This window comes from Pseudomonas sp. GW821-FHT02C04, assembly GCF_059421845.1.
On the sequence record NZ_JBWKVT010000005.1, the window covers coordinates 179812 to 192197 of the forward strand.

A 12386-nucleotide genomic window follows, 5' to 3' on the forward strand; every position below is an offset into this window, starting at 1 on the left:
TCACTCTTGCGGCAAGTGCGCCTTGCTCAACGGCTGGCGCATCACCGGTGCGCTCCACGCCTGGCGTCGATCTTCGCTCGGCGGGCAACCAAACCGTGCACGGTAAGTGCGGGAAAAATGCTCCAGCGAACCGAACCCCGAACACGCCGCCACCTGGGCCACGCTCATCTGCGTCTGTTGCAGCAGGTTGTGCGCCCGGGCCAGGCGCAGGGTGATGTAGTACTTGAGCGGCGAGAGCCCGGTCTGATGCTTGAACTGGCGCTCCAGCTGCCGTCGCGACAGGCCGACTTCGCTGGCAATTGCCTCGCAGTCCAGTGGTTCCTCCAGAGCTTTTTCCATCAGTTGCACGGCGCGGCGGATCTTGTTGCCGTACATCCCACTGTTGCCCAGGCCGCCGTCGAGCTGATTGTCCGCCGGCTCGCGCATCTGGCCCATTAACAGGTGCAGGCCGATTTCCCGGGCCAGGTCCGGGTCGATGCGCTGGCCGATCCAGCCCAGCAGCATGTCGAGAATGGTGGTCGCGCCGGCGCAAGTCAGGCGCTGGCGTTCGAGGGTGTAGAGCTGCGGTCGGGCGCGGACCTTGGGGTAGCTTTCCTGAAAGCCTTGCAGGTTGTCCCAATGCACCGCCGCTTCGTAGCCGTCGAGCACACCGGCAGCGGCCAGCAACTCGGTGCCGGTTTCGACACCGATCAACACCGCACCGAACAGCGCCTGCTTGCGCAGCCAGCTCTTGAGCGCCGGGTTGCGGCTGTGTTGATGCACTTCGAAACTGGCCAGCACTACGCAGGTGTCGAAGGCCTGCTCGTTGTTCAAGCCAGCTTCGGCGATGCTCACCAGACCGTTGCTGGCGGTTACCGGGCCGGGCTGCAAGGACAACAGCGTCCACTCGAACAGCGTGCGCTGGCTCAGCCAGTTGGCGATGGCCAGCGGTTCCAGCACCGCTGCCAGACCGAAATTGGAAAACGCCGGCAGCAACAGCACCGCCACTCGCAGCGGTGCTTCATGGCGCGGTACAGCTTCAGCGGATCGGGTCATCGCCATCTCTGCTCCATCGTTGTTCGGTCTGCCAGTGCGGGTTGATCCACACCGGTACATCGAGCGCTGGCAGCGGGGTGAGGTTGCGGATCAGGTCGCTGGCCTTTTCCGCGATCATCACCGTCGGTGCGTTGGTGTTGCCACTGACGATCACCGGCATGATCGACGTATCCACCACCCGCAAGCCTTCAAGTCCGAGCACTCGCAGTTGCGGATCAACTACAGCTTCAGGGTCGTCAGCCGAGCCCATCTTGCAGGTGCCGCTGGCATGGTAGCCGGTTTCCGTGACCTGCCGCGCCCAGGCGTCGAGCTCCGCGTCGGTCTGCACCGAACGTCCCGGCACCAGTTCTTCGCCCTTGAACGGGGCCATCGCCGGTTGATCGAGGATTTCGCGCACCAGCCGTGCCCCGGCGCGCATGTCGGCACGATCCTGCGCGGTCTTCAGGTAGTTGAACAGAATCCTTGGCGGCCGCCGGGGTTCGGCGCTGTGCAACGTCACGCTACCGAGGCTGGTGGGGCGCATCAGGTCGATGTGAATCTGGAACGCGTGGGTCGGCACCAGCTCGACACTGCCCGGTTGCACCGCCAACGGCATGAAGGTCAGTTGCAGATCCGGGTGCTCGACGCCGGCCCGGGAACGCAGGAACGCCCCAGCCTCGAAATGATTGCTCGCCGCCAAGCCATCGTGACGCACGAACCAGCGCGCACCGATCCACCATTTGCCCGGCGCGGTGGTCCAGCGATACATCGACACCGGTTGCTTGCAGCGAAATTGCACCACGGCATCCGGGTGATCGTTGAGGCGTTTGCCGACGCCGGGCAGGTCGTGCACGACGCTGATCCCGAGGTCGCGCAGTTCTGCCGCCGGGCCCACGCCCGAGAGCAACAGCAACTGCGGCGAATTGATCGCCCCGGCGGTCAGCAGCACCTCCCGGCGGGCGCGGACGGTGTTCGTTTCGCCGTTCTGTTCATAGTCAATCCCGACGGCTCGCCGACCCTCGAACAGGATGCGCAGCACCAATGCATCGGTGACCACCCGTACGTTGCCACGCGCCAAAGCTTCGCTGAGATAACCGCGCGAAGTGCTCCAGCGCCGACCGTTGCGTGTGGTGCGATCCACCGGGCCGAAAGCTTCCTGACGGTAACCGTTCAAGTCCTCACTGATGCCATAACCGGCCTCGGCCCCGGCCGCGATGAACGCCGCGCACAACGGTGTACTGACGTCGCCGGGGGTGACGTGCAAATGGCCGCCGGCACCACGATAGTCATCGCCGCCATCGGCGTGAGTCTGCGCACGCTTGAAGTACGGCAGCACTTCGCGATAGCTCCACCCCGTGCAACCTTGTTCGGCCCAGCCGTCATAATCCCGGGCATGGCCACGGATGTAGACCATGCCGTTGATCGACGATGAACCGCCGAGCGTGCGGCCTCTTGGCGTGCCGATCCGCCGGCCGTCGAGGTATGGCTCCGGCTCCGACTGATAACGCCAGTTGTAGCGCGAACCCCCCACCACAAGGCCCACGGCGGATGGCATGTCGATTGTCCAGCTCTTGTCCTCGGGCCCGGCCTCCAGCAGCAGGATGCGCACGTTTGGGTCTTCGCTCAGGCGATTGGCCAACACGCAACCGGCCGAGCCGGCGCCCACGATCAGGTAATCAAACCCGGTTTCGTCCATGGTTTGCTCCGTTCTGACAAATGACGAGGGAAGGGCGAATCAATCCACGGTGTGGCCGTGAATACCGTTGAACACCAAGCGATGAAAGTGATGCACCAGATGCTCGCTTTCATTGCTGCGCTGGGCGTCGATCATGTAGCGGCCCTGGTCGTAGCCGAGCGAGCGCAGGCCTTTTTGCACCGAGATGTTCAGGGCGATGTCCTCGGGGCCGAGATCTTCGTTCATCCACTTCATGCACGCCGTGCTGACGGTGGCCGTTTCGGAGTTGCTGGAGTAGTAACCGAAGCGCAGCAGCGAGCGCTCGGCATCCAGCGGAATCATGATGAACGAGCCGAGAAACTCGGAGAACGGGAAGGTGTAGAAGGTGTTGTTCGGCCACATGCCGATGTTGAAAAAGCATTCCTGCGGGTTCATTTCGCTCTTCAGCGGCACGCCGTAGGCTTCGGTCGCCGACAGATTGGCGGGGGCGGCGTACGTCCACCAGTTGTCGTGTTTGATCAACTGGTAACCCTTGAAGTCGATCAGTTTGGCGAGGTCGATGTGGCACGGGCCGGACAGTTTGAAGTGATAGCCCTCGATGGAATTGTCCATGATCACTTTCCAGTTGGCCGGCACGATCACGTCCTGTTCCTCGAGCAGTCGCATGTCGGTCAGGTCTGGAAACACCCGGCGCATTTCTTCGTCCGCGCCGGGGAACAGGTCCCGCAGCGACGGCGCATTCGGGTCGAGGTTGAAGTAGATGAAACCGCCGAGTTCTTCGGTGCGCACCTGCGGAATGTTGAACTGCGCCAGCTCGAAATTCTTCATCCGCTCGCAACGCGGCGCACCGCGCAGGCTGCCGTCCATCTCGTAGCACCACGAGTGATAGGCGCAGCGCACCACGCCGCCGGTGGTGCCACGGCGTTCCTCCAGCAAGCGATTGCCGCGATGCTGGCAGACGTTGTGAAAACCATGGATCTGCCCCTGCCGATTCTTCGCCACCACCACGCTCTGATCGAACAGATCGGTGACCACGAACTGCCCCGGTTCGGCGAACTCACTGACGTGCCCGGCGACATGCCAGGCCTTCATGAAAATGTTATCGCGCTCGGCACGAAACAGGCTGTCGTCGTAGAAATAGCGCGAGGGCAGGGTGAAGGCCTGCTCCGGATCCTGCTGATCCCAGGCGTCGACCGGGCTGTGCTGCTTGCGGGTCTGGAAACTGTGCATGAGGCGATCTCCACGGTAGCGGGCCGCTCGGGGCGGCGTGTTGTTGTGGGATCTAATCTAGGGTGCAGGGCGGGGGTGGGGTTGATGGATTGCGACCAGTTGATGGGTGGAATGATCAATCGCAGGCGGTATCGGGGAGGCCTTGACAGCCCTGCGATAATGAAACCTCACCGCGATCATGATGCAGAGGAAATGTCTCCATGGACAATCAAGCACTCAAGGCGTTGTTCGACCAGCAGTCCGCTGTCTATGACAAACAGTGGAGCGGGATGGCGTCCATTCGTGATGCGCTGTACTTGTTGCTGGATTCGGTATTCGCGGACCTGCCGGAGAATGCCCGGATACTCTGTGTTGGCGTGGGTACCGGTGTGGAAATTGCGCACCTGGCCCAGCGGTTTCCCGGCTGGCAATTCACCGGAGTCGACCCTTCGGGCGCGATGCTCGACGTGTGCCGTCAGCGAGCAGCAGAGGGCGGTTTCCTTGCCCGTTGCCGTTTTCACGAGGGCTACCTTGATACGTTGAAGGATGAATCCACTTACGACGGCGCGACCTGTTTTCTGGTGTCGCAGTTTTTGCTCGACACGCAGGCCCGTATCGACTTTTTCCATGAGATTGCCCGTCGTCTGGTGCCGGGCGGGGTTCTGGCGAATGCGGATCTCGCCTCTGATACCGCATCACCGGCCTACGAAGCATTGCTGCGTCACTGGATGACGCTGATGGCATCGGCCCAGGTGCCGCCGCAAATGCTTGAGCGAGCGCGTGCGGCGTATGCCAGCGATGTGGCGATTCTGCCAGCGCCGCAAGTCGCCGGTCTGATCGAGTCGGCGGGGTTCGAGGCGCCGGTTCAGTTCTTTCAGGCTGGCTTGATGCATGGGTGGTTTTGCTCGCGCAACGCGGAGATTGTCGCGGGTTAGAGCGCTGGAGGTGTACGAAACCCGGGGCGATTCATGTTGCTGCAAGAAAAGATCAACACCCCCGTCACGTGGGTGGCGCAGTGTTCATCGGCGAGGGGCTTGAAAGTCAGCTGAGTTTTAGCCAACACACGCTGGCCAAAAGCCCCAGGACTAGCCCCGTTGTCATCAATCCAGAATGCAGGATGTAGAACCGCCTCAAGGCCCACCGCAAAGGGCGTGACTCGGCCTTATTGAGCTCGTCTTTCAAGTACGCATTAGCTTGCTTGCGTCCTCCAAGCTCCAGCTCTACGGAATCAAGAACGTCCATTCGCTCACTGAGGTAATCAAACATCCTGTGTTCGCGAATATTCTTTTCCCATGCATCGACAACGGACAAACCCTTAACCAGCATCGGACGCGAAAAGCCCTCACGCTGTCCTGAATCCGTATAGTCAAAACACAAGCCGAACTGCTCGTAGAATCTGTTACGCCGTGCTTTATTGTCGCCACGCGCCTGCCCACGCAATAACTCTATGGAGTTAACTTCAGCCTCCGGCCATTGCTTCACCCACTGAACGATTTCGTTCATCAAGTAGGTGCCAACCCGTTGCCCTCGAAGCTCCGGCAAGTCAAGGAATACTGCGCCTTTAGCCATCGACGACGATGTCAGAGAAACCGCATTGAAATGGTGTGAGTAACTACCACAGAACTGGCCACTCCCATGTGCGTAGGACGAACGTTTGGCCGTGATTGTTCGGTATGACAAACGTATTGAAGCCTCGCTGATCTCACCCTTGTCACCATCGCGTACATATGTCTCCTCGCGCTCAACCACAACCCAGCCCAGCGGGAGCTCCTCAACGCGCGCCTTATCTCGAATCTCGAGCACCACAATACGAGGCTTGATTTCCTGTTGGCCACGCCAAGTCCTGTCAAATGAAGGTAAAGCCATTAACCTGCCTGCCTCTGCCGATCCATGATTGGGAAAAACAAATCATCCACCGTTTTTGTAATGCGCCGCACAACCGGTTCCAATTCTTCACCAGCCCCGGCAGGACCACAAAAAAGGCTTAAAGAGAGCCCATCATAAGCACTTTATAAAGACGCTGACCGCCATTCAGCCCCAACACAGCACCTCATCGCAGCCAACCAATATCAATCCGCCCAAAATTTCAGCTATCCCCTAAACCCAGTTTTTTTGCCGCAGAAACAGCGCTCGGGTCTTTCCATGAGCCCCGGGTGTCGTGGGCTGCTGGAAAAATCCCGGATGACGGCTAGCGTCATGAAACGGATGCTCACTGCAAGGGACTGACGGAGTGCTATTTCATGGGCAAGAAGTTCGGCAGCAGTTGGTGGATCGATGAAGGGGTGTTGATGTCGGATGAGCGGGCGGAGGATCTTGCAGCGGCCGCCGAACATTTTCCGGATGAGTACGACCCGATGATCTTTCTCACTGGCGATGCCCACCGGGAACCGCCGTTTCAGTGGGCGGCTCAGGGTGTATGGGCAGACTTCTTCGGTCCGCTGATCGAAGACAACAAGATCGTCTGCCATGTCGAGCAGTATCCAAGGGACGTCACGCGTCAGTCAGTGCCGCCGTTGTTCGCGCCGGTTTTCGACCGGGGCAAGGTTTTCGGCTGGGAGCACTCGGTTTTCCCGATCCTTGAAAACCTGATGAAGAATTACTACAACAAGGCGCAGGACTTTCCCGCCAATGTCATGGTTGCATTCGTCCAAGGCATGCTGGACGACTGCAAAAAAGTTGCGGACATGGGATTTCTAAAGGCCGAGTACAAGGCCCTCACAGATTTTGCCAGGCCCTACGTGGGAGAGAGGACGGGGTTCGAGAAGTTTCAGGATCTGTTCAGTGCTCCTCCATCGCCAACTACGCGGCTGTCAGCCAAGGACGGTGGCAAGTTCAAGGAACTCTATTCGAACTACGTGAAGGCCGGCATGGGGTTGCGCACTGGCATTCATCCCTACATCGCGCCTTCGATCCAGCACCTCATCGACACTTACCGTGACCACATGCACTTGATTACTTGCGGTGATGCGCACCTGCTGGTCAATCCCCTGTATCAGTACCTGCACCCACCGGTGGGCTGCTTCGGGATTGTCGACCCGGATCAGGGAAAAGGTATCGGCAAGGTCAAAGGCAAATAGGGTGTTTGCATCCTCTTGTCGAGGGCCCCAGGAATGATTTGCCGGGCTTAATAGGAAGCATTACTATTCACGCCCCTTTCCTCAGCACGCCGCAATGATCCCCATGCTGCCCCGCAGACCCGGCTTTCTCGAGCATTACGAAGAGTTGATCGGCACCTGGACCCGCCGCCTGCGCAATCGCTCGCAGGCCGAGGATCTGGCGCACGACACCTTTGTGCGGGTGCTCGAGTCCGATTCGTCGGCGGTGCAGCAACCCCGGGCGTATTTGCACCAGACGGCGCGCAACATCGCGGTGGACGGCTATCGGCGTGAGGACCGGCGGGGCGCCATGGAGTCGGAGGCGATCGATCTCAGTGAGTCGCCGACCGGTGACCCGGAGCATTACATGCATGCGATCCAGTTGGCCGATTCCATCGAGCGGGCGCTCACCGAGTTGCCGGTCAACTGTCGGCGGATTTTCGTCTGGCAGAAGATCGAAGGCCTGACCCAGGCGGAAATCGCCGAACGCCTGGGCCTGTCCAAGAACATGGTGGAAAAGTATATGATCCGCACCCTGCGGCATCTGCGTGATCGCCTCGACGGGGCGCAATCATGAGCCGCGGCGTCTTTTCATCCCCAGCCAAACAGGACATTCCATGATGGATACTCGTGATTGCGCGTGCGGGCAAACAACGATGCGCGATGACGCGGCACGCTGGTTTGTGCGTTTGCAGGAACCAGCCGTCGATGCCGAACAATATCGGAACTTCGACGCCTGGCTGAACGAACATCCCCAGCACCGTGACGAATTCCAGTTGCTGCAAGGCCTGTGGACGGCGGCGGATCTGCTCCCGGCCCCACGGCTCAAGGCCCTGTGTGAAACCCCGCCAGCACGTCGCGAACGCCGCCCGTTGCTGCGTTATGCCGTGGCGGCCAGCGTGGTCGCGGTGGCGCTTGGGCTCGGTCTGTTCAGTGGCTTGAATCACCCGGCGGGTTACCGCGCCGAATTCGCCACGGCGCTGGGCGAGCGCAAGCATGTCGCGCTGCCGGACGGTTCGGTGATCGATCTCAATAGCCGTAGCCGTTTGCAGGTGCGTTTCGAGAAGGATCGGCGGCTCATCGAATTGACCGAAGGCGAGGCGATGTTCAGCGTCGAGCACGACACTTCGCGCCCGTTCGTGGTCGAGGCCGGCAGTGGCAAGGTCACGGTCACCGGCACCCGCTTCGATGTGCGCCGCGACGTGACCCAGACCCGGGTCGCGGTGGAACAGGGGACGGTCAAGGTGCAGGGGCGGAATGCGCCGGACAACGAGTTCATCAACCTGACGGCCGGCCTCGGTACCCATGTCGATGCCCACGGCGTGGTGGCCCAGGCCTATGCGGTCAACCCGGCGGAACTGACGGCGTGGCGCAGCGGCAAACTGGTGTTCAACAACGCCAGCCTCAGCGAAGTCGTCGAAGAGGTTTCCCGTTACCGTGACAAGCCGTTGACTGTCGCCAATCCGACGGTGGCCAATCTGCGCCTGACCAGCGTGTTCAAATCCGACAACACTGACGCCTTGCTCAAGGCCTTGCCGAGCATCCTTCCGGTGGCCGTGCGCACCCTCGCCGACGGCAGTCAGGAAATAATTTCAAAATAAAATTCAGGTTTTTTTCGAGTTCGTCGTCTTCCTGTTCAACTGCAACTGGTTTGCATTAACAGCCGCACACTCTTGCGATCCACAGGACTACGTACGACGTGAAAAACACCACCGCCAACAACAAAAAATCCCCCTGGTTGCCGCTGGCGCTCGCGCTGGCGGTCAACGCTGCGATGCCGATGGCATTTGCGGCCGACGCCATTCATATCCGCGCGCAGCCACTGGGCCAGGCGCTGAGCGAACTGGGTCAGCAAACCTCGCTGCAGGTGTTTTTCAGCCCGGATCTGGTCGCCGGCAAACAGGCTCCGGCTGTCGATGGCAACCTCTCGCCGGAGGACGCACTGCGCCAGTTGCTGCAAGGCAGTGGCCTGAACTATCAGATCAATGAAGGCTCGGTGACCCTCTCGCCGGCACCGACCGCAGCCGCCAACGGCCCTCTGGAACTGGGCGTGACCGACATCAAAGTGGTCGGTGACTGGCTCGGCGACGCCGATGCCGCCGTGGTGCAGAACCACCCGGGCGCGCGGACGGTGATCCGTCGCGAAGCCATGGTCGAGCAGGGCGCGATGAACGTCAGCGACGTCCTCAAGCGTGTACCGGGCGTGCAGGTGCAGGACTCCAACGGCACCGGCGGCAGCGATATCTCGCTGAACGTTGGCGTGCGTGGCCTGACTTCGCGTCTGTCGCCGCGCTCCACCGTGCTGATCGATGGCGTGCCGGCAGCGTTCGCGCCATATGGTCAGCCACAACTGTCGATGGCACCGATTTCCTCTGGCAACCTCGACAGCATCGACGTTGTGCGCGGCGCCGGTTCCGTGCGCTATGGGCCACAGAACGTCGGCGGGGTGATCAACTTCGTGACCCGTGCCATCCCGGAAAAAGCCACCGGTGAAATCGGCACCACCCTGGAAACCACCCGCTACGGCGGCTGGAAACACATCGACACCGCGTTCCTTGGCGGCACGGCCGACAACGGCATGGGCGTGGCGCTGTTGTACTCCGGCGTCAACGGCAACGGTTATCGCGAGCGCAACAACGGCAACGACATCGACGACGTGTTGCTCAAGACCCATTGGGCACCGACCGATCAGGACGATTTCAGCCTCAATTTCCACTACTACGACGCCAGTGCCGACATGCCCGGCGGCCTGACGCAGAAGCAGTACGACGACAAACCGTATGACTCGGTGCGCGACTACGACAACTTCAGCGGCCGCCGCAAGGACGTGTCGTTCAAGTGGATCCGCCAGATCGACGAACGCACCCAGGCTGAAGTGCTGACCTATTACACCGACAGCTTCCGTGGCAGCACCATCGCCGCCCGCGACCAGAAAACCCTGAGTTCGTATCCGCGTTCCTACTACACGCTGGGCATCGAGCCACGCGTCTCGCGGGTATTCGATGTCGGCCCGACCACTCAGGAAGTCAGCGTCGGTTATCGCTACCTGAAAGAGGCGATGCACGAGCAATCGAGCCGCCTGGCGCTGGTCAACAATGTGCCGGTGGTCACCCCGTCGTCCGACGGCCATGTGTTCCAGGACCGTACCGGCGGCACCGAGGCCAACTCGGTCTACGTCGACAACAAGATCGACGTCGGTAACTGGACCATCACCCCGGGCATTCGCTTCGAGCACATCAGCACCGACTGGCACGATCGCGCCGTTCTCGACACCGCCGGCAAACGCGTGCCGGAGAAAAACCGCAGCATCGAGAGCAACGAACCGCTGCCGGCACTGAGTGTGATGTATCACCTGTCGGATGCATGGAAGCTGTTTGCCAACTACGAAACCTCGTTCGGCAGCCTGCAGTATTTCCAGCTCGGTCAGGGCGGTTCGGGTGATCAGACCGCCAATGGTCTGGAGCCTGAAAAAGCCAAGACCTACGAGATCGGCACCCGATACAACGATGACGTGTGGGGCGGTGAAGTGACGCTGTTCTACATCGACTTCGATGACGAACTGCAATACATCAGCAACGACGTGGGCTGGACCAACCTCGGCGCCACCAAGCACCAGGGTATCGAGGCTTCGGTGCACTACGACATGGCTGCGCTGGATCCGCGTCTCGATGGCCTGACCGCCAACGCCGGTTTCACCTACACCCGCGCGACCTACGAAGGCGAGATTCCGGGCTTCAAGGGCCGCGACCTGCCGTTCTATTCGCGTCAGGTGGCAACCGTCGGCCTGCGTTACGACATCAATCGCTGGACCTACAACATCGACGGTTTCGCCCAGTCCAAACAGCGCTCGCCGGGCACCGGCGTGAATGCCGACGGCAGCTTCAGCAACAACTACATCACCGAAGGCACGGCGGACGGACAGTACGGCGACATACCGGGTTACGTGACCTGGAACGTGCGTGGCGGCTATGACTTCGGTGCGCAGCTGTCGAACCTGAAGCTCGGCGCCGGGGTGAAAAACATCTTCGACAAGCAGTACTTCACCCGCTCCAGCGACAACAACTCGGGGATGTATGTCGGCGCGCCGCGTACGTTCTTCGTGCAGGCCAGCGTCGGATTCTGACGCTGTATGGCTCGTTCCCACGCTGAGTGGGAACGAGCTGGCTCAGACCTTCAGCGCTTTCCCGCCAATCGCCACCGCCACCAGCAGCGCTGCCATCAACCCGAAGGCAAAACTCAGGCTGCTGGCATGGGCGACAAACCCGATCACCGCCGGCCCCGCCAGAATCCCCGCGTAACCCAGCGTGGTGATCGCCGGCACTGCGATGCTTTCTGGCATCATTGTCTGTTTGCCGACGGCCGTGTACAGCACCGGCACAATGTTTGAACACCCGGCGCCGACCAGCGCATAACCCAACAGTGCGGCCTCCCAGCTCGGGGCGAACGTTGCCAGAAACAATCCGGCCGCTGCCAGCAGACCGCCAAACAGAATGATCCGGGTTGCGCCCAGTGCGCGAACGATCCGGTCACCGGTCAAACGGCCCGCCGTCATCGTCAGCGCAAACGCCGCGTAACCCAGGCCTGCATACGCCGTATCGATCCCGCGTTCCTGCGCCAGAAACACCGCGCTCCAGTCCAGCGCCGCGCCTTCGGTGAGAAAGACGATGAAGCACATCCCGCCGATGAACAGCACGATGCCGTGAGGCACTGCGAATGCCGGCCCCGAGCTTTCACTGCCGTAAGGCAGCATGTGCGGCACAGCCTTGAACAGCGCCGCGATCAACACCACGATCACCACAAGCATCGCCGCCAATGGCGACAACCCAAGGCCGAGCAGGGCGCTGACACCCGCCGCACCAACGATCCCGCCGAGGCTGAACAGGCCGTGAAAGCCCGACATCATGTTCTTGCCGCTGGCCCGCTCGACGATCACCGCTTGCAGGTTCACTGTCGAATCCACCGTGCCGAGCCCTGCACCGAACATGAACAACGTGGCGATCAACGCCGGGATCGACGACACCGTCGCCAGCAACGGCAACGCTGCACAGATCAACAGCGTGCCGCCGGTGGCCACTTTCCGGCAGCCAAACCGCGTGGCCAGAATCCCCGCCAGCGGCATCGCCAGAATCGAGCCCACGCCAAGGCACAGCAACAACAGCCCCAACGTCCCTTCATCGAGCCCGGCCCGCGCCTTGGCGTACGGCACCAGCGGCGCCCACGCGGCAATGCCGAGCCCGGCGATGAAGAAGGCGATGCGCGTGGACATCTGTTGCAGGCGTCCGGGAGCGAGGGGAGGCGGGGTGTTGATGGCAGTCATGAAACGTCCTTGGTCTTGCGGTCAATGGCGTGATGCAGGGCAACATCCTTGCATATCAGTCCATGGGCCGCGACCT

General features: G+C 61.1%; 10 protein-coding genes. 5 read left to right on the forward strand and 5 right to left on the reverse strand.

What is annotated here, in order from left to right:
• Genes AC07VV_RS19495 through AC07VV_RS19505 form a run of 3 tightly spaced genes read right to left on the reverse strand, consistent with a single transcriptional unit; the run spans position 1 to position 3919 of the window.
• Positions 1-1035, reverse strand: coding sequence for a GlxA family transcriptional regulator (locus AC07VV_RS19495; protein ID WP_495037172.1), 1035 nt, complete (start codon positions 1033-1035; stop codon positions 1-3).
• Positions 1019-2710, reverse strand: a complete 1692-nt coding sequence (locus AC07VV_RS19500; protein ID WP_495037173.1) for a choline dehydrogenase — start codon at positions 2708-2710, stop codon at positions 1019-1021. The genes AC07VV_RS19495 and AC07VV_RS19500 overlap by 17 nt, the downstream gene beginning before the upstream one ends.
• A 39-nt stretch (positions 2711-2749) precedes the next feature.
• Entirely contained in the window at positions 2750-3919 is a 1170-nt protein-coding gene (locus tag AC07VV_RS19505; RefSeq protein WP_495037174.1) for an aromatic ring-hydroxylating oxygenase subunit alpha, read from the reverse strand.
• A 200-nt stretch (positions 3920-4119) separates the two neighbouring features.
• Between AC07VV_RS19505 and AC07VV_RS19510 the strand changes: the two genes are divergently transcribed.
• On the forward strand, positions 4120-4833 hold the full coding sequence (locus AC07VV_RS19510) for a class I SAM-dependent methyltransferase (RefSeq protein ID WP_495037175.1): 714 nt from the start codon (positions 4120-4122) through the stop codon (positions 4831-4833).
• A 106-nt stretch (positions 4834-4939) separates the two neighbouring features.
• Here AC07VV_RS19510 and AC07VV_RS19515 read toward each other — a convergent pair whose 3' ends face one another.
• Positions 4940-5764 carry a hypothetical protein gene (locus AC07VV_RS19515; protein WP_495037176.1) on the reverse strand — a complete coding sequence of 275 codons (825 nt, stop codon included), beginning with the start codon at positions 5762-5764 and terminating at the stop codon, positions 4940-4942.
• Between the two features lie 374 nt (positions 5765-6138).
• Between AC07VV_RS19515 and AC07VV_RS19520 the strand changes: the two genes are divergently transcribed.
• The 4 genes from AC07VV_RS19520 (at position 6139) to AC07VV_RS19535 (ending at position 11116) form a co-directional block, all read left to right on the forward strand.
• Positions 6139-6975 carry a hypothetical protein gene (locus tag AC07VV_RS19520; RefSeq protein ID WP_495037177.1) on the forward strand — a complete coding sequence of 279 codons (837 nt, stop codon included), beginning with the start codon at positions 6139-6141 and terminating at the stop codon, positions 6973-6975.
• A 94-nt stretch (positions 6976-7069) separates the two neighbouring features.
• On the forward strand, positions 7070-7570 hold the full coding sequence (locus AC07VV_RS19525) for a sigma-70 family RNA polymerase sigma factor (RefSeq protein ID WP_045121794.1): 501 nt from the start codon (positions 7070-7072) through the stop codon (positions 7568-7570).
• A gap of 40 nt (positions 7571-7610) precedes the next feature.
• On the forward strand, positions 7611-8594 hold the full coding sequence (locus AC07VV_RS19530; RefSeq protein WP_495037178.1) for a FecR family protein: 984 nt from the start codon (positions 7611-7613) through the stop codon (positions 8592-8594).
• Positions 8595-8692: 98 nt separating this feature from the next.
• A complete protein-coding gene (locus AC07VV_RS19535) occupies positions 8693-11116 on the forward strand; it encodes a TonB-dependent siderophore receptor (RefSeq protein WP_495037179.1) in 2424 nt (807 codons plus the stop codon).
• A 42-nt stretch (positions 11117-11158) separates the two neighbouring features.
• On the opposite strand, the gene AC07VV_RS19540 is transcribed toward AC07VV_RS19535, so the two are convergent.
• Entirely contained in the window at positions 11159-12310 is a 1152-nt protein-coding gene (locus AC07VV_RS19540; RefSeq protein ID WP_495037180.1) for an MFS transporter, read from the reverse strand.
• Positions 12311-12386: the final 76 nt, after the last annotated feature.

Coding starts and splice junctions, on each gene's coding strand:
- AC07VV_RS19510 (WP_495037175.1), top strand. CDS start 4,120: ATGGACAATCAAGCACTCAAGGCGTTGTTCGACCAGCAGTCCGCTGTC.
- AC07VV_RS19505 (WP_495037174.1), bottom strand. CDS start 3,919: ATGCACAGTTTCCAGACCCGCAAGCAGCACAGCCCGGTCGACGCCTGG.
- AC07VV_RS19525 (WP_045121794.1), top strand. CDS start 7,070: ATGATCCCCATGCTGCCCCGCAGACCCGGCTTTCTCGAGCATTACGAA.
- AC07VV_RS19530 (WP_495037178.1), top strand. CDS start 7,611: ATGATGGATACTCGTGATTGCGCGTGCGGGCAAACAACGATGCGCGAT.
- AC07VV_RS19500 (WP_495037173.1), bottom strand. CDS start 2,710: ATGGACGAAACCGGGTTTGATTACCTGATCGTGGGCGCCGGCTCGGCC.
- AC07VV_RS19540 (WP_495037180.1), bottom strand. CDS start 12,310: ATGACTGCCATCAACACCCCGCCTCCCCTCGCTCCCGGACGCCTGCAA.
- AC07VV_RS19520 (WP_495037177.1), top strand. CDS start 6,139: ATGGGCAAGAAGTTCGGCAGCAGTTGGTGGATCGATGAAGGGGTGTTG.
- AC07VV_RS19515 (WP_495037176.1), bottom strand. CDS start 5,764: ATGGCTTTACCTTCATTTGACAGGACTTGGCGTGGCCAACAGGAAATC.
- AC07VV_RS19495 (WP_495037172.1), bottom strand. CDS start 1,035: ATGACCCGATCCGCTGAAGCTGTACCGCGCCATGAAGCACCGCTGCGA.